Annotated in this window: 22 protein-coding genes; 16 read left to right on the top strand and 6 right to left on the bottom strand. The window is 68.6% G+C overall.

The features are described 5' to 3' along the window. Window positions 1-18: 18 nt before the first annotated feature. A complete protein-coding gene (locus BLR21_RS32090; protein WP_256335079.1) occupies window positions 19-1,020 on the bottom strand; it encodes an NlpC/P60 family protein in 1,002 nt (333 codons plus the stop codon). A gap of 185 nt (window positions 1,021-1,205) precedes the next feature. On the opposite strand from BLR21_RS32090, the gene BLR21_RS32085 reads away from it, so the two are divergent. Further along, a complete protein-coding gene (locus tag BLR21_RS32085) occupies window positions 1,206-1,730 on the top strand; it encodes a COG4315 family predicted lipoprotein (RefSeq protein WP_143027964.1) in 525 nt (174 codons plus the stop codon). A gap of 16 nt (window positions 1,731-1,746) precedes the next feature. Here the strand turns inward: BLR21_RS32085 and BLR21_RS41910 are convergent, their stop codons facing one another. Further along, complete coding sequence (locus BLR21_RS41910) at window positions 1,747-2,094, bottom strand: DUF2752 domain-containing protein (protein ID WP_218131026.1); 348 nt, start codon at window positions 2,092-2,094, stop codon at window positions 1,747-1,749. Between the two features lie 198 nt (window positions 2,095-2,292). On the opposite strand from BLR21_RS41910, the gene BLR21_RS32075 reads away from it, so the two are divergent. From BLR21_RS32075 to BLR21_RS32060, 4 genes are all read left to right on the top strand, one after another. Next, window positions 2,293-3,171: a class E sortase gene (locus tag BLR21_RS32075; RefSeq protein ID WP_256335078.1), complete on the top strand. Its 879-nt coding sequence runs from the start codon at window positions 2,293-2,295 to the stop codon at window positions 3,169-3,171. A 52-nt stretch (window positions 3,172-3,223) separates the two neighbouring features. Beyond that, window positions 3,224-3,649: a hypothetical protein gene (locus BLR21_RS32070; RefSeq protein ID WP_143027962.1), complete on the top strand. Its 426-nt coding sequence runs from the start codon at window positions 3,224-3,226 to the stop codon at window positions 3,647-3,649. 111 nt (window positions 3,650-3,760) lie between these two features. Further along, entirely contained in the window at window positions 3,761-4,843 is a 1,083-nt protein-coding gene (locus BLR21_RS32065) for a sulfite exporter TauE/SafE family protein (RefSeq protein ID WP_090011927.1), read from the top strand. Window positions 4,844-4,856: 13 nt separating this feature from the next. Beyond that, window positions 4,857-5,078: a heavy-metal-associated domain-containing protein gene (locus BLR21_RS32060; RefSeq protein WP_090011925.1), complete on the top strand. Its 222-nt coding sequence runs from the start codon at window positions 4,857-4,859 to the stop codon at window positions 5,076-5,078. A gap of 89 nt (window positions 5,079-5,167) precedes the next feature. Here the strand turns inward: BLR21_RS32060 and BLR21_RS32055 are convergent, their stop codons facing one another. Together BLR21_RS32055 and BLR21_RS32050 are read right to left on the bottom strand one after the other, a co-directional pair. Continuing rightward, on the bottom strand, window positions 5,168-5,398 hold the full coding sequence (locus BLR21_RS32055; protein WP_256335077.1) for a four-helix bundle copper-binding protein: 231 nt from the start codon (window positions 5,396-5,398) through the stop codon (window positions 5,168-5,170). Between the two features lie 141 nt (window positions 5,399-5,539). Beyond that, complete coding sequence (locus BLR21_RS32050) at window positions 5,540-6,235, bottom strand: cytochrome c biogenesis CcdA family protein (RefSeq protein WP_455032261.1); 696 nt, start codon at window positions 6,233-6,235, stop codon at window positions 5,540-5,542. A 112-nt stretch (window positions 6,236-6,347) separates the two neighbouring features. On the opposite strand from BLR21_RS32050, the gene BLR21_RS32045 reads away from it, so the two are divergent. The 11 genes from BLR21_RS32045 (at window position 6,348) to BLR21_RS31995 (ending at window position 14,092) form a co-directional block, all read left to right on the top strand. Beyond that, entirely contained in the window at window positions 6,348-6,971 is a 624-nt protein-coding gene (locus BLR21_RS32045; protein WP_218131025.1) for an ABC transporter ATP-binding protein, read from the top strand. Further along, window positions 6,968-7,633, top strand: coding sequence for a heme exporter protein CcmB (locus tag BLR21_RS32040; RefSeq protein ID WP_090011921.1), 666 nt, complete (start codon window positions 6,968-6,970; stop codon window positions 7,631-7,633). Before BLR21_RS32045 ends, BLR21_RS32040 begins: the two co-directional genes overlap by 4 nt. Beyond that, window positions 7,630-8,349, top strand: a complete 720-nt coding sequence (gene ccsA / locus BLR21_RS32035; protein WP_090011919.1) for a cytochrome c biogenesis protein CcsA — start codon at window positions 7,630-7,632, stop codon at window positions 8,347-8,349. The genes BLR21_RS32040 and ccsA overlap by 4 nt, the downstream gene beginning before the upstream one ends. 78 nt (window positions 8,350-8,427) lie before the next feature. After that, window positions 8,428-8,844 (top strand): cytochrome c maturation protein CcmE, encoded by a 417-nt coding sequence (locus tag BLR21_RS32030; protein WP_090011917.1) that lies wholly within the window; start codon window positions 8,428-8,430, stop codon window positions 8,842-8,844. Beyond that, window positions 8,841-10,814, top strand: coding sequence for a heme lyase CcmF/NrfE family subunit (locus BLR21_RS32025; protein ID WP_090011916.1), 1,974 nt, complete (start codon window positions 8,841-8,843; stop codon window positions 10,812-10,814). The genes BLR21_RS32030 and BLR21_RS32025 overlap by 4 nt, the downstream gene beginning before the upstream one ends. Further along, window positions 10,807-11,286: a cytochrome c-type biogenesis protein gene (locus BLR21_RS32020; RefSeq protein WP_090011914.1), complete on the top strand. Its 480-nt coding sequence runs from the start codon at window positions 10,807-10,809 to the stop codon at window positions 11,284-11,286. The genes BLR21_RS32025 and BLR21_RS32020 overlap by 8 nt, the downstream gene beginning before the upstream one ends. Then, entirely contained in the window at window positions 11,283-11,894 is a 612-nt protein-coding gene (locus tag BLR21_RS32015) for a hypothetical protein (RefSeq protein ID WP_090011912.1), read from the top strand. Before BLR21_RS32020 ends, BLR21_RS32015 begins: the two co-directional genes overlap by 4 nt. Next, window positions 11,891-12,505: a TlpA family protein disulfide reductase gene (locus tag BLR21_RS32010; protein ID WP_090011910.1), complete on the top strand. Its 615-nt coding sequence runs from the start codon at window positions 11,891-11,893 to the stop codon at window positions 12,503-12,505. Before BLR21_RS32015 ends, BLR21_RS32010 begins: the two co-directional genes overlap by 4 nt. 1 nt (window position 12,506) lies before the next feature. Beyond that, the gene (locus BLR21_RS32005; protein ID WP_090011908.1) at window positions 12,507-13,121 is read left to right on the top strand and encodes a TlpA family protein disulfide reductase; all 615 of its coding nucleotides are present in this window, start codon (window positions 12,507-12,509) and stop codon (window positions 13,119-13,121) included. A gap of 88 nt (window positions 13,122-13,209) precedes the next feature. Then, window positions 13,210-13,596: a hypothetical protein gene (locus BLR21_RS32000; RefSeq protein WP_143027961.1), complete on the top strand. Its 387-nt coding sequence runs from the start codon at window positions 13,210-13,212 to the stop codon at window positions 13,594-13,596. A 40-nt stretch (window positions 13,597-13,636) separates the two neighbouring features. Continuing rightward, window positions 13,637-14,092, top strand: coding sequence for a DUF2231 domain-containing protein (locus BLR21_RS31995; protein ID WP_143027960.1), 456 nt, complete (start codon window positions 13,637-13,639; stop codon window positions 14,090-14,092). On the opposite strand, the gene lnt is transcribed toward BLR21_RS31995, so the two are convergent. Both lnt and BLR21_RS42850 read right to left on the bottom strand, forming a co-directional pair. Next, a complete protein-coding gene (lnt, locus tag BLR21_RS31990) occupies window positions 14,058-15,584 on the bottom strand; it encodes an apolipoprotein N-acyltransferase (RefSeq protein WP_176929897.1) in 1,527 nt (508 codons plus the stop codon). The genes BLR21_RS31995 and lnt overlap by 35 nt on opposite strands. Before the next feature lie 140 nt (window positions 15,585-15,724). Beyond that, a complete protein-coding gene (locus tag BLR21_RS42850) occupies window positions 15,725-15,886 on the bottom strand; it encodes a hypothetical protein (protein WP_176929896.1) in 162 nt (53 codons plus the stop codon). Between the last annotated feature and the right edge of the window lie 27 nt (window positions 15,887-15,913).

The following is a 15,913-nucleotide window of genomic DNA, read 5'->3' as shown; positions in this document are numbered from 1 at the left end:
ATCGAGTGGCTTCCGCCGCTACCCGGCGATGCGCCGCGCACCCATGAGGTGACCGTCACCACGGCTCGGCCGGAGGTCGACGACCTGGCCCTGGGTCGGTGCGTCGACCATCTTGTCGTCACCGACGTACATCGCCACGTGGTGGATCGCCGCTGGGTTGCCGGTACCGTCATCGTAGAAGAGCAGGTCGCCCGGCAGGAGGGCGTTGAGCGGTACAGCCATGCCCACGTCGTACTGAGCGGAAGCGACCCTGGGAAGCTGGATGCCCGCCTGCTGGTACGCCCACATCGTGAGGCCTGAGCAGTCGAATGCGGACGGACCCTCCGCTCCCCACTCGTAGGCCGCGCCGCGCTTGGACAACGCCGCCTGGAGCGCGGCGTTCGCGGACCCCGGTGGGCCGACATAGCTGCCGGTGTCCTTGACCCGCTTGAGGTCGTTGCGCACCGACGGGTCCAGCGAGCCGAGGGCGGCCCGCACCTCCTTGATCTGCCCGTCCAGGTCCCTCTGGCGCTGCTCGACCTCACCGACGAGCTTGGCTGCGGCGTTCGCGGCCTCCTGTGCGCTCTGTCGAGCGTGGTCGGCCTTCGCGACCGCGAGGCCGAGCCGTTGCAACGCCTCGTTGTTGTCGGTGGCGAGCATGTTCAGTGCGGACATGCGGTTGAGGAAGTCCTGCTGGGACTCGCTCACCAGCAGCGCCGAGAGCTGGTTGAAGCGGGCGCCCTCGAACGTCGCGGTGGTCAGAGCGTCGACCTGGCCGCGAAACCGCTCTTCTTCTTCCCTCGCCTGCTGTTCGGCCACGGTGGACCGGGCGAGCTGCTCCCGCTTGGCCTTCAGGTCACCCCGCGCCTTCAGCAGGTCTTCGTTGGTCTTCGCGGCATGAGCACTCAGCTCGTTGTAGCGGGCGAGCGGGTCCGGGTCAGCCGGTTGTGCCGAGGCTGCCATGGTCGGCGCCACCGCAGTAGCCAGCACCGCGCCGGTCAGGATCGTTCGCGAAATGCGCTTGTTCCGATGCGACACCACGTCGCGCCCGTCTCCTTGATCCAGGCTGTCAGGTCCAGCGGCAGGCTACGGGCCGCGCGTCCGTTCGTCTACTAGATCGCATAGTTGCCCGGCTCGGAAGTCCAACGTGCCGTGTGCCGTGAACTGACATCGGTCGGTATCCGTATCCAACAACGGGGACTGTCCATTGATCGGGAGGAACTGCGGTGTCCAAAGGTCATGTCGTCGCCCTTGCACTGCTTCTGCTCACCGGTGCCTGCTCGGCGGGCGGCGACAGCCAGTCGCCCGAATCCGCCTCGGAACAAGCTTCGGAAACGCCGGTCGGTCCCACAGTCGGGCCGACCAGCAGTCGTGTGCTTCCAGGTGACATCACGACGTTGCAGGTGGTCCAGGGGGCATCCATCGGTGATTTGGTGGCTGACCGAGAGGCATACACCCTCTACCGGTACGAGAAGGACGCCACGAGCCCGCCCAGGTCGAGCTGCAACGACCCCGAATGCACCCTGGTGTGGCCGCCGCTGCTGGCGCCTGTCGGCCAGTTCGATCTGAAGGGGGTGGACAAGGCGCTCGTCGGAACGATGAAGCGCGACGACGGCACGACGCAGGTAACGCTGGCCGGGAGGCCGCTCTACCGGTACGTCGACGACGAGCAGGCCGGTGATGCGAAGGGGAACGGGCTGGACGGCCAGTGGTTCGCCGTTGCACCGAGCGGTGAGAAAGCGCGCGGGTGACGGACCCGCTCCACACTCAAGCCGGCCATGCCTGCATCAGCAGGTCTGCGTTGAGCTGCTGGCGCACCTCGAGCAGTACCAGCGCGAGCGCGAGAGCGGTCCACGCCGCGATCCGCGACATCCGTCCGAGTTGTACGTCCAGCCACCGCCGGGTCGTCATGCCCACCACGGCACGGGCGAAGACGAGCACGGCCACAGCCGCCAGAGGGAACACGATCGGGTTGTACCTGGCCGCTCCCGCGAGATCACCTGACAGCAACAGGAACGTGGCCCGCGTTCCGCCGCAGAGCGGGTCCATGACACCCAGGTAGTGCAGCGGACCGTGCAGGTCCACCGGCGGCACCCCGACGATCCGCAATGCCACGGCGGCGACGCTGAAGAGTACTGCTGCACTGCTGCACTGCTGCACTGCTGCACTGCTGCACTGGTGCACCAGGCGGCGCGATCGTGGTCCGACCAGCCGATTCGGAGGTTGCGATCGCGTGACGTCATCGTCCCCTCGGAGTGCGTTCCATTGATCTCGGCCTTGCCGACCGACTTACTAGTGTCGATAGTAGGCGTTGTGAAGGTGCGGACCAGGCGTCGACTCGACGAGGACACCGTCGTGCTCCCCAGGGTGAGCGCGTCTCCGCGTGACGGCATCGGACGTCGTTCGGTCCGCGGTCTTGGCGAAGTCCTGATCACTGTCGGGTTGGTGGTGCTCCTCTTCGTCGTCTACGAGGTGTACGTAACGGACCTGATGTCCATGCGCAAGCAGAGCAACGCCGATGCCCAGGTGAACGCACGATGGGATGCGGAAGCCAACACCGTCACCTCCGATCCGCAACGTCCCGTAAGGACGAATCTCGTGCCGGGTGAGGCGTTCGCCAAGATGTACATCCCCGCGCTCGGGCGGGACTACCAGTTCGCCGTCGTCGAGGGCACCACGCCCGCGGACCTGGAGATCGGTCCCGGCCACTACCGGGCCACGGCCGGACCGGGGGAGAAGGGCAACTTCGCGGTCGCCGGCCACCGGGTCGGCAAGGGGGCGCCGTTCAACGACCTCGACCTGCTCCAGTCCTGTGGCGCCGTTGTGGTGGAGACCCAGTCGATGTGGTTCGTCTACCGCGTGCTGCCGATGACGAACGAGGAAGCGAGCTGGACCCAGGACAAGGAACGCGATCCGCGATGCGCGGGCGTCCAGCCACTCGAGCGGTCTCACGGTGCGCCGTATGCGAACACGCCTGGTCAGGAGATCATCCGGCCGGAACAGGGAGAAGTGATCGATCCGGTGCCGAACTACCGAGGCGAGCTACCGGCGGACCAGCTGGCGAGCTTGATGACGATGACGACCTGCCATCCGAAGTTCTCGGATCGGCAGCGGCTGATCGTGCACGCCGTGTTGACGCAGTCATACCCCAAACGACCTGGTTTCCTGCCCGGCGAGCTGACCGAAGAGTGATGTGCCCGCACAGCAAACACGATGTTGACAGCTGCTCCGTAGGATGTCGGCCATGAACGGCACGGCCAGCTGCTCGCACGGCGCGCGAGGACGCCTCGTGCGGCTGGCCGTCGTCCTGGCCGTGCTCGCCGGGTTGGCCCTCGTGGTGGGCGTGCAGTGCACCGACGGCATGTCGATGCCACACGGCGCGAACGCCGTCATGGCGGATGGTGGTCACGAGCTCTCCGTTGAGCGTCCCGTCGCGGCCGGAATGTCCGTCGCTCCGGATCAGGACACTCATGGCGACAGCGATATGGGCGGTGCACTCGCTGCTTGCCTGATGCTCATCGCGGCCGTGATCGCCCTCGTCGCCCGACTCGGGCTGCCTCGCGTACACAGTTCAGCAGTAGCAGCGGCGAGGTCTGCCCGCACGGCGTTGTTCCCGGTGGTTCTGGCGCGGGCGCCAAGCCTCGAGAGGCTCTGTCTGTTGCGGATTTAGGAGAGGTCTGCCCGCACCCCGGTTCGACGCCGGGTGGCGGGCAACCGTGCGACATCGGCACTTCGTCCGGTGCGTCCTTCGGCCTTTCCCATCTCGCGTGGAGGAGCTTTCGTGAATCTTGCTGCTGTTCTGGTCACCGGACTGTTCGCCGGTGGTGTTTCCTGCGCCGCGGTGCAGGGTGGTCTGCTCACCGGATTGATCACCCGCCAGCGCGCGGCGACCGCCGAACCTGCTGCCCCTGCCCGTCGTGCCGCGGGAGGGAAGAACAAGCAGGCTGCCGCAGTCGCCGAGCGGCAGAACTGGCGTGCCCAGCTCGGTGACGACCTGGCCCCGGTCGGTGGTTTCCTGGCCGGCAAACTGGTCTCGCACGCGCTGCTCGGCGCGTTGCTGGGCGCACTCGGCAGCGTGGTGGAGCTGTCTGTCGGGCTTCGCACGTGGCTGCAGATCGGCGCCGGTCTGCTGATCATCGTGTTCGGACTGGCGCAGCTCGGGGTGCCGGGCTTCCGCGGCATAGTCGTCGAACCGCCGGTGTCCTGGATGAAGATCGTGCGCAGTCGCGCACGTTCGCAGGCTGCGTTGGCGCCGGCGCTGCTCGGCTTTGCCACGGTGCTGATCCCTTGCGGTGTCACGCTGTCCGTGGAGGCGCTGGCGCTCGCGTCCGGTTCCGCGTTGTCGGGAGCGGCGACGATGGCCGTGTTCGTGCTCGGTACGGGCCCGTTGTTCGCGATCCTCGGCTACGCCGCCCGCAAAGCGGCCACCGCCTGGAAGGGCAGGTTGGCCGTCGTGACCGGCCTGGTGGTGCTGGCGATGGGCCTGTACACGCTCAACGGTGGCCTGGAACTGGCCGGATCACCGTTGGCGGCAAGCAGGATCGCGCAATCTTTCGGTGGGAATGACGCCCCTGCCGACACCACTGCCGTGTCCGAAGCAGGTGGGCAGCAAACGGTGGTGATCACCGCACGCTCAAGTTCCTACAGCCCCGAGAACGTTCAGGTTCGTTCCGGTATGCCGACGACGCTCGTCGTCAAGTCGGAGAACGCGCAGGGTTGCGTGCGGTCGTTCGTCATCCGCGACGAGCAGAAGGTTCTGCCGGTGAGAGGCGAGACGCGCATCGATCTGGGCGTGCTGCAGCCGGGACGGCTGGACTACGCCTGCGGAATGGGCATGTACACCGGTGTCATCACCATCGTCTGAGAGAGGTTCCACTGTGGCCGTCACGACCCACGTCTTCCGAGTCGAGGGCATGCACTGCGGCAGCTGTGCGCTGCTCATCGATGACGCCCTCGAAGACCTGCCCGGCGTCCAAAGCACCCAGACCGCGGTCAAGCAGGGGCGCAGCACGGTCGAGCTGGATCCGGGCCAGAGCACTCCTGAGGACGTCATCCGCGCGATCGAAGAGCTCGGCTACCAGGCATCACCGATGCCCTGACAACCCGTTGGTGTGGTGGGCGTGGCACCGCTCACCACACCAACGTTCGGCCTTTGCGGTGGCGATGACCCGCCTCGCACGGAAGCCGCTCAGCCCAGAGCATCGAGCAGTTCTCGGCACGCCTGTGCACAACGACGACAGGACTCGGCGTACACCTGGCAGCGCTTGCACTCGTCGCCGCACGCTTTGCAGGCGCTGGTACAGGCTTCGAGGACGGCGCAGGTGAGGTTCGCGTTGTAGCCGGTGTGCCGGGACAGGACGCGCCCGGTCGTGTCGCAGATGTGCGCTTCGATGCAACGAGCCAACGCCTGCTGGTTCACCCGCCCAGGTCTACCGGGTAGGTGCGGAGCATCTCGGCCGCCTGCGTCATGGTTACTGCTTCTTCACTGACGGTCGATGGCATCCGACTACCCCTGTGGAACGCATCCAACTGGCCAGATCCACCATTCTAAATAGTAGGTTCAGAGGGGCGGCCAGCCGAGCCGGGCGTAGACGCCGAGCATGTCGCTCATCAACCGCGTCCAGTCGCCGGTCATCACCGCGATGCCCATGACGATGAGCAGGGCGCCGCCGGTGATCTCGATGTGCCGGGAGTGGCGGCGCAGCCAGCCGAGCCGGTCGTTCCCTCGGAAGAACCCGAGTGCCAGCAGGAGGAACGGCAGGCCGAGGCCGGTCGAGTAGGCGAGCAGCATCAGCGCCCCGCGCGACACGGTGGCCGTGGTGGCGGCCGTGGTGAGGATCGAGGCCAATACCGGCCCGACGCAGGGTGTCCAGCCGAACGCGAAAGCCGCGCCCAGCGGAAACGCACCGGCTGGTCCGCGGCCGATCTGGGTGAGGTCGAACCGCACCTGGCGTGCCAGCAGTGGAATCCGCACGAGACCGGTGACCGTCAGTCCCATGAGGACGATCACCGCGCCACCCGCGATGTTGATCGCCCGGAGGTTCTGTGCCAGCGCCAGGCCGAGTGCCGAGGCGGTCGTGCCGAGCGCGACGAACACCGTGGAGAAGCCGAGTACGAACAGCAGCGCCGCTCGTACTGTGCGGGTGCGGGACCTCGGCTCCTCGTGGGACAGTCCGGAGATGTACGAGAGGTAGCCTGGCAGCAATGGCAAAGTGCACGGTGAGGTGAAGGAGACCACGCCGGCCACGAGTGCCAACGACGTCAGCGCGAAGAGTTCCAGCGCGACCTCCTCCCGGATGCGGGCCGTCCCGGCCGTGCGGCTAGCCTACGATGCATCCTAGTAGACGCTCCTCTGGCAGGTCCGCCCCGTGCATCTTCAGCTGTCCCCACAGGCCGAGCTCACCGACGTCCACGTCGACGTGCAGCGCACCTCCGTGCTGCGCGGACTGGACCTCGTCGTGGCGGCCGGCGAGGTGCTCGGCCTGATCGGTGCGAACGGGTCGGGCAAGAGCACGTTGTTGAACGTACTGGCCACCCTGATTCCGCCGGTGGCAGGCACAGTCCAGGTGCGTGGTCCCGTCGCGTTGCTCGGCCACGCCCCAGCGCTCTACTCGCAGCTCACTCTCAGGGAGAACCTGCAGTTCGTCGCGAGGATGACCGGCCGGGACGACGCCGTGGCGGACGCGGCGCTGGCGACCGTCGGGCTCGCCGCGGCCGCGGACCGGCGGGCGGATCGCTGTTCACACGGCATGCGGCGGCGAGCGGATCTCGCGAGGGTGTTCGTCACCAAGCCGTCCTTGCTGCTGTTGGACGAGGTGCACACCGGACTGGACGTCACCTCGGCAGCCTTGGTGGATCACGTGGTGGACGGCGTGCGGCGCCGAGGCGGGGCGTGCGTGGTGGTCTCCCACGACCGTGATCAAGTCGCGCGCCTGACGGATCGCGTGGTCGAGCTCGCTGCGGGACGCGTCGCGCCGGCGGTGGTCGCATGACGGCGTGGCGTCAGCTCGTCGAGATCGCCCGCAAGGATCTTCGCCTCGAGGCACGGTCGGGCGAGGCACTGCTGGTCACCACGCCGTTCGGTGCGGTGGCACTGCTGTTCGTGCCACTCGCCGTCGGCACCGACACCCCGTTGCTGCGGGGGATCGGCCCCGGCCTGTACTGGGTGGTGGTCCTGTTGTTCGGCTTGCTCGTCACACTGCGGACCAGCGCCGTGGACACGCCGCCCCAGATCGCCTTGCTGCGTCTCTGCGGAGTGCATTCCGTCGTCAGGCTCGCCGGTCGTGCGGCGGCGAGCGCCTTGCTGCTGCTCGCCTTCGAACTGCTGCTCGTACCCGTGGCGGTCGCGCTGTACGACCCCGCGCCGCACGGATGGCCGTGGCTGCTCGTGGTGCTGCCGCTCGTCGCGGCGGGGCTCGGTCTGCTCGGGACACTCGCCGGCGCGCTCGCTCAAGGGCTCGACGGTCGCACCACCCTGGGACCGGTGCTGGTACTGCCGCTGGCGGTCCCTTTGCTGCTCGGAGCAACACAGGCACCCGCGGCCGCCGCGCTGGGCCACGCCCCGTGGCCCTGGTTGCTGCTCATGCTGACCGTCGACCTGATCGCCGCGCTCGCATTGTTGCTGGGGGCACCACACCTCGAGGAGGTGGCATGACACTGTTCGGCCGCCGGCTGCCGATCATCGCGGCCGTGTTGCTCGCCGTCGGACTCGTCGCGGGCCTGGTGGCACCGCCGGATCGCATCCAGGGAAACCTCCAGCGGCTGATGTACGTCCACGTGCCCGCCGCCTGGCTGGCCTTCCTCGGCTTCGCGATCACCTTCGGCGCGAGCCTCGCCTGGTTGTGGCGGCGGAAACCCCGGTACGACCGGCTGGCCGCATCCGCGGCCGAGGTCGGCGTGTTCTTCACCGGTCTCGCCATCGTGCTCGGGTCGGTGTGGGGCAAGCCGGTGTGGGGCGTGTGGTGGACGTGGGACCCACGGCTGGTCACCACCGCGTTGATGTTCTTCGTCTACCTCGGCTATCTGGCGTTGCGCCGGGCGACACTCGATCCGCTGGTGCGTGCCCGCCGAGCCGCGGTGTTCGGTGTGCTGGCGTTCGTCCAGGTGCCGATCGTGCACATGTCGGTGCTCTGGTGGAGGTCGCTGCACCAGCCGCCCACAGTGCTCAAGCCAGGTGATCCGACCATCGACCACAGCATGCTGGCCGCGCTGCTGGTCAACGTGCTGGCGTTTACGGCGGTCTTCGCGTTGTTCGTGCGGGCGCGTGTGCGTCTCGCCGTGGCGCAGGACGAAGAGGACACCTTGCCAGGCCCGCTGGCAGGTGACGTCGTCACCGCACCTCGTCTGGAAGGAGTCTCCCGCGATGAGTGAGTGGTCCTGGGTCGTGCTGGGCTTCGTGATCGCCTATGGCGCGCTTGCTGTGTACGCGATCAGTTTGGTGCGCCGCTCGTGAAGCGCTACCGGCTTCTGGTCGTCTCGGTCGCAGGCGTCGTACTTGTGCTCGTGGGCTTGCTTGTCTTCGGCAACCTCAACCGCAATCTGGTCTATTACCTGACCCCGGAGGAGGCGGTCGGGCGCAGGGCGGACTTCCCGGACGGGCGCCGTTTTCAGCTCGGCGGACTCGTCCGCGACGGCAGCGTCGACCGTTCCTCGGGCGGGCTGCGGTTCGTGGTGAGCTCGGGATTGGACGCGACGAGCTCCTCGGTGACCGTCGAGCACACCGGTGCGCCCGCTCAGCTCTTCCAGGTTGGCATCGGCGTCGTTGTCGAAGGTTCCTGGCAGGGCGGCCGGTTCGTGTCCGACACGATGATCGTCAAGCACGACGAGAACTACCGTCCACCCGCGACGGAAGGTGCGGCACCGTGAACACCGTCCTGCCCTCCGCGGGCTGGAGCGGCGCGATGCTCGGCCTCGCTGCCTCCATCGTGTTGGCGCTACTGGGTTTCCGGGCTCAGCGCAATCCTGACCGCGTACGTCACGCACGCCTGCGGGTGACCGCGTGGTGCATGCTCGGCGGCGCCGTGCTGTCGATGAGCGCCCTCATCGGAGCCCTGGTCACCGACAACTTCGCGATGTCCTATGTGGCCGAAGTGCATTCCCGGTCCACACCGTTGTTCTTCACCATCACCAGCGCGTGGGCGTCCCTGGGCGGCAGTCTGGTGCTGTGGACGCTGGTGCTGGCGGGCTACACCGCCGTTGTGGCACGGCAGGTGCGCTCGGTCGAGGACCGGTTGGGCACCGGAGCACTGGGTGTCATGGGCGTGGTCGGGATCTTCTTCTTCGGTCTCGTCACCACGGTGGCCAACCCGTTCACCATCATGGCCAATCCACCTGCCGATGGGCCGGGTGCGAACCCGTTGCTGCGCGACCACATCATGGTCGCGTTCCACCCGCCGATGCTCTACCTCGGGTTCGTCGGGTTCACCGTGCCGTTCGCCTTCGCGATGTCGGCGTTGCTGCTGCGGCGAGGAGGCGTCGACTGGTTGCGCCGCAGCCGCCGCGCCGGCCTCGTCGCGTGGAGCTTTCTGACCGGCGGGCTGGTGCTCGGCGCGTGGTGGTCGTACGAGGTGCTCGGTTGGGGCGGCTACTGGGCGTGGGACCCGGTGGAGAACGCCGCGCTGATCCCGTGGCTGGTAGCCACCGCGTTCCTGCACTCGGCCGTGGTGCAGGTGAAGCGCGGGATGCTGCAGTCGTGGAACTTCGTGCTGGTGCTGGCGACGTTCGCGCTGACGATCCTCGGCACGTTCCTGACCCGCTCGTCCGTCGTCGTGTCCGTGCACAGCTTCTCGCAGTCCGCGGTCGGTCCCGCGCTGCTGGGATTCTTCGTGCTCGTGCTCGGTGGCGGGTTCACGCTCTTCGCCCTGCGCGGCGAGCGGATGGCGTCCTTGTCACGCCCGGAACGTCTCGCGAGTCGCGAGGGCGTCTTCCTGGTCAACAACCTGTTGCTGACCGTGTTCGCGTTCGTCGTGCTGACCGGCACCGTCTATCCCGTGCTGGTGGAGGCGGTGACCGGGGCACAGGTGTCGGTGGGCAGGCCCTTCTTCGACCGGATGGCGGTCCCGTTGTCGCTCGGGCTGCTGCTGGCGATGGGAATCGGGCCGTTCACGCCCTATCGGCACGCCACGTTCGGCGTGATGTGGATGCGTTTGCGCATCCCGCTGCTGATCGCGAGTTCCGCCGCCGCGGCGATGGTGCTGGCGGGAGTGCGCGATCCTGGCGTCGTCCTGGTGATGTTCCTGGTGACGGCAAGTGTCACGGCGACAGTCCGGCAGCTGGTCGTCACGGTGCCGCATCCGCGCCCCGCGGCGGTGTGGCGGTTGCTGAGGTCACAGCGGGCCTACTGGGGTGGCCAGCTCGCGCACCTCGGCGTCGCCGTGGTGGCACTGGCGATCGTCTCCTCCAGCGCCTTCGCGCAGCGCGCCACGGTGACCCTCGAACGAGGCGCCTCGGCCGAGTTCGCCGGGTACTCCGTGACGTTCGAGAAAACCGAGCGCCACGAGCTTTCCGACCGGACCAGCACCGACGCCCACATCGTGCTCAGGGAGGGCGGCCGGGTGGTCCGGGTCGCCGAGCCGCGGCTCGGCGTCTTCGCCGGGCGCCCGCAGGCGGTGGGACAGCCGTCGGTCTGGCCCGGCGTCGCGCAGGACGTCTACGTGGCGCTCGGTGCGCTCGAAGACAACCGGGTGGTGCTCAACCTCTACCGATACCCGCTGATGTCGTGGTTGTGGGCCGGTGGCGCGCTCGTCGCGGCAGGCGGGTTCTGGGCTGTCAGCGGACGGCTACGCCGGAAGAAGACGGACGAGGAGGCTGCGCCGGAGGTGGTCTCCCGTGCGTAGGTTGCTGGTGCGGTGGGGGAGCGGGCTGCTGCTGGTCGTGCTGCTCGCCGTCACGGTGATCGGGTTGGCCGGCGGCCCAGGGCGCGAAACCGACCGCGCCTACGAGCTGGAACAGCGGCTGCGATGCCCGGTGTGCAAGAGCGTCTCGGTCGCGGACTCGCCATCGGACACCGCCCAGGCCATGCGGCAGGTAGTGCGCGACCAGATCGCCGCGGGCCGGACCGACGACCAGATCATCGATCACTTCCGGGCCCGCTACGGCGGCTGGGTGCTGATCGACCCGCCGATGTCCGGCAGGACTCTCGCGCTGTGGATCCTGTCTCTCGCCGCGGTCGCGTCGAGCACGACGTGGTTCGTGCTCCGCTGGAGGCGGCGGCCGGAACCGGTGGAACCGTCCACTGAGGACCGCGAGATGGTCGACGCCGCACTGGAAGAGATCCGGACGCGCGACCCGATCGAGGAACAGCCGTGACCGAGGACGTGGAACGCATCGAAGAGCGACGCGACCAGGCGTTGCGCGACATCGTCGACCTCGAGCGACAGGTCGAGGCCGGCGAAATCCCTCCCGCCGCGGCACAGCGGCTCCGCGACGAGTACGAGGCGGTCGCCGCCGCGGCCATTCGGCAGCTCGAATCGCCTGTCGCCCGCCGGGCACGGCGACAAGGACGGCGCGGTCCCGCGATCGCCTACGTGGTTGCCGCGGTGGTCGCGTTGTTCGCCGTGGTGGTTCTGTTGCCGGACCAGCTCGGCGAGCGGCCCGCCGGTGGCGCGGTGAGCGGCAACGAGGTGCTCCAGCAGCCGTCACGGGACCTTTCCGCGGTGACGGACGAGGAGATGGAGCAGGTGATCGCGGCGAACCCCGGCGTGGCGGGCATGCGGCTCGCGCTGGTGCGCAGGTACGTCACCGCCGGTGCGTACGACAAGGCTGCGGCACACCTGGAGATCCTGCTCCAGAAGGAGACGGCCGACCAGGACCGTGCGAACGCGCTGTCCGTTGTGGACGATGTCCTGCGGCGTGACGGCGTACCCGCTGCCGTGCGTGATCGGTTCACCGCGCTCAAGGAGACGGGATCGCGATGACAGACACGAGGTCCGGGTGGCGCAAGGTCCGGTGGGCGGCTCTGGCCGTGGTCGTCGTCACGGTGGCCGTCGGTGCCGTTTTCGGTAGTCGCCTGGGCAAGGACCCGGCACTGGTCGACTCGCCGCTGATCGGGAAGCGGGTGCCGGCCGTCGCGTCGCCGAACCTGGAAGGCGGCGGCTCGACGTCGCTCGCCGAGCTGCGCGGCAACGTCGTCGTGGTGAACTTCTGGGCCTCGTGGTGCGTGCCGTGCCGCGAGGAGCACCCGATCCTGGTGGCCGCCGCCAAGGCTTATCAGGATGCCGGCGTCGTCTTCGTGGGCGTGAACTACCAGGACAAACCTGCTGGTGCGAAGGTGTTCCTCGACGAACTGGGACGGGGCCCCGCCGGAGCGTACCGGTACGTGCGTGACGAAGGATCGGCCTTAGCCCTGGAGTTCGGAGTGTTCGGGGTGCCCGAGACGTTCCTGGTCGGTCGCGACGGCACGATCGAGGCGAAGATCACCGGGAAGACCGATGCGGCCCTGCTGAAGAGCGCGCTGGACGCGATGCTGGACGGCCGCAGGCCCGACTCGCGAACCGAGGGTTCCGTGCAACCCGCTCCGGGAGGGTGAGATGAGGTGGGCGATTCTCGTCGTCGTGCTCGCCGTGGCGGCCGCTGTGGCGCTGTGGCCTAGGGACGACGCGAACGACGTCCGGCCGAGCCGTTCGGTTCCGGCGCAGGATGACGCGGCACTGGCCGAGGCGCGGCAGCGGGCAGCACTCGAACCCTGCCCACAGGCAGGAACCGGGTCATCCGCCGGCCCGCTCGCCGGTCTCACGGTGCAGTGCCTGGGATCTCCCGGCACCGTGGAGCTGGGCGGTGCGCTGGCCGGACGGACCGTGCTGCTGAACCTGTGGGCGTCCTGGTGCCAGCCGTGCAGGGAGGAGATGCCGGTGTTGCAGGAGTACTCCCGGCAACCCGGCGCCGTCCCGGTCGTCGGGGTCAACGTCCAGGACGTGCCCTCCGAAGCGCTCGGCGCGGTTGTCGCACTCGGCGTCCGGTACCCGAGCGTCGTCGACACCGGCGAAGCCGTCCAGAAGGCACTGGCCGTCCCACGGGTGTTGCCCGTCTCCTACGTCGTCCGGCCGGACGGGACGGTGCGGCAGATCACCGACCCATTGGTGTTCCGCACCCCGGATCAGGTCCGGGCGGCGGTGGCGGCGTTCGGTGCCGCGGGCTCGCCCTGATCGCACTTCCACAGGCCGAGGAAGTGGTTCGCCCCGGTCGGCCCGCATCATCTCGATCCACCCTCATCCGGCCGGGGTAGAGCACGACATGGAGGGTGAACAGCCGCCCCCACTGCGCAGCGCGAATCGAGGGTTGCGCGAGGGCGCCGGAGCCGGGAACGTCCGCGTCGCGGACTGCCTGGACTCGTGCGACTACTCCAACGTCGTGGTTGTCCGCCCGGCTCCGGCGGTACGTGCGCGGGGAACACGTCCTGTCTGGTTCGGCGGGGTGCTCACCGAGGAGGCGACCCAGGACATCCTCGCGTGGGTCGCAGCAGGCGGCCCAGGTCAGGCCGACATGCCGGACGGGCTCGCGGACCGCATGATCGACCAGAAGACGCTGCCTGCAGTCGACGAGGTTGCCGCTGGGGGTGGCGACCGGGTCGTCCCGCTTGGCGTGTTCGCTGATCGCCTGCGGCAACCGACGATGCCGTGATCCCTACCTTTCTACTATTCTGAATAGTAGAGTTGATCGGATGTGGATCGACCGCGAAATGGATGCTGCCAGGTCACGGCCGTGGCGACGGCACACCAGACCGCACGCGGTGCTGGCAGTGCTCCCTGTCGGCTGCTGGTCGGTGAGTCTCGTCCTGGACTTCACCTCCCGTTCGGCCGTCGACCCGGCGGCACATGTCCGAGGAGCGACCTCGCTGATCGGGTGGGGGCTGCTGGCCGCGGGTGCCGCCGGAGTCGTCGGTTTCCTCGACTCGATGCCGATTCCCGCGCGCACCAAGGCGTTCCGCCTGGCCCTGGTCCATTTCGGACTCATGACCGTCGCCTTCATCGCCTTCCTCACCGGCTATGTGCTGAGGAAAGCTGAGCCTCTCAACCAGCCCGTCGGTGTGCAGGCGCTGGTGGCGTCGTTGCTCGGCGCGCTCTTTCTCCTGACGGGAGTGGTCAGCGGAGTGTTGCTGGCTCATCGGCGCGTCTGAGCCGGCGGTCCACGACGGCCGCGCCCAGTCCGGCCACCACGAGCAGCACGGCGAGCAGCTCGAGCCACGGCGAGAGCCACACCGATGTGGTCGTGCGCAGGTTCACCCGCTCGACGAGGACCTGCTGCGCCCACGGCTCGGTCATGGCGGCGATCGACCCGTCCGGGCGGACGACCGCGCTGATGCCGGTGGTCGAGGCGACCACCGCGGGCCGGTTGTGCTCCACCGCGCGAACACGGGCCATGTCCAGCTGTTGCAGTGTCTCTCCGCGTTGACCGTCCAACATGTACGTGGCGTTGTTGGTCTGCACGACCAGCAACGCCGCACCGGCATTGACCGAAGACCGCACCAGGCCGTCGTACGCGACCTCGTAGCAGATGACGTCCCCGATCCGGATGCCGCCAGCGTCCAGCGTGCCGTCGCCATCGCCAGGGCTGAAGTCGCGCGGGATGTACTGCAGCTGCTGGACCCAGCGGAACAGCGACCGGCCGGGGACGTACTCGCCGAACGGCACCAGCTGCCGCTTGGCGTACTCGGCCACCGAGCCGCGGTCGGGCAACCACAGCTGGCCCACGTTGAACATGCGTCCGTCCTGGCGGACGATCGCGCCGATCAGCACCGGCCGGTCGATGGCCTGCACCGCGGTGCGGATCGTCTGGGCGATGGCCGGGTTGTCCCGCGGGTCGGTGTCGGTCGAGTTCTCCGGCCACACGACGAGATCCGGGGCGGCCGCTCGACCGGCCCGCACGTCCTCGGCGAGCTTCAACGTCGCCTCGGCGTGGTTCTGCGTCACCTGGCGGACCCGCACCTGCTCGGCCAGTGTCCGGCCGCGGGGCACGTTCCCCTGTACGACCGCGATGGTGAGGTCTCGGTCCGACGGTGCCGGGGCGGGCAGGGCTCCTCCTGCCATCCAGGCCAGCCCGGCGACGGGCACGACGACCAGGCCGGTCCGGCGTCGTGCGCCGGACAGGAGTGTCCATGCGAGTGCCGATCCGGTGAGCGCGGCGAGCAGGCTCAGCAGTGGAACCCCGCCGATGCTCGCCCACGGCAGTGACGGTGCGTCGGCCTGGCTGAACCCGAGCCGGCCCCAGGGGAATCCGCCGAGAGGGAACCGGCCGCGCACCGCCTCGATCGCGACCCAGCTCGCCGCGACCGCCACCGGCCACCACCGCAGCCGCAGCAGTTCCCGGATGAGGACGCCGTGCACACCCACGAACAGCGCTTGCACCACCACGAGGCCGATCCACGGCAGCAGGCCCAGGTTGGTCAGCCACCACAGCAGCGGGCCGAAGAACGCCAGTCCGAACACGGCGCCGAGTCCGAAGGCCGCCCGCGGGCGGCGCCCGGAGACGGCCAGTACCAGCAGTGCGGGTCCGAGTGCGGCCAGCGGCCACAGTCCGGCGGGTGGAAACGCCAGCGCGAGGCTGACGCCTCCTGTGACGGCGACGGCAGCACCCCGCCACGGTCCTCGGACGATCGTTCTGGTCAACACCGATGGCCACCTCATTCCTACTACGGATCTTAGTAGTAGTGGTGAGGCGTCCATCGGTGTGCCCTGTGATCCGGAGCCCGCCAGGCCGGTCGGCGCTGTGCCTGAGCCGGCGGACGGCGAGGTCCCCGAACAGAGCAGTGTCACGGCGGCGAACGGCGGGCGCCAATCGGACGCCGCTGGACATCAACAGCAGGTTTGCTGGGCTGAGCGGCCTCGAGGTCCACCTCGATGCCGAAGATCACGTGCCAGGTCATGTCCGCGGCTTCACCGACCAGGAACAGCCTCACGCCCTCAGTGGTCACGAGCAGACGTGGCGGTCCGGCTCGCGG

The sequence above is a fragment of the Lentzea albidocapillata subsp. violacea genome, from assembly GCF_900100275.1.
Lineage (GTDB): Bacteria > Actinomycetota > Actinomycetes > Mycobacteriales > Pseudonocardiaceae > Lentzea > Lentzea violacea.
The sequence above is the reverse complement of the archived record's forward strand: the minus strand, read 5'-3'. Positions and strand labels throughout refer to the sequence as shown.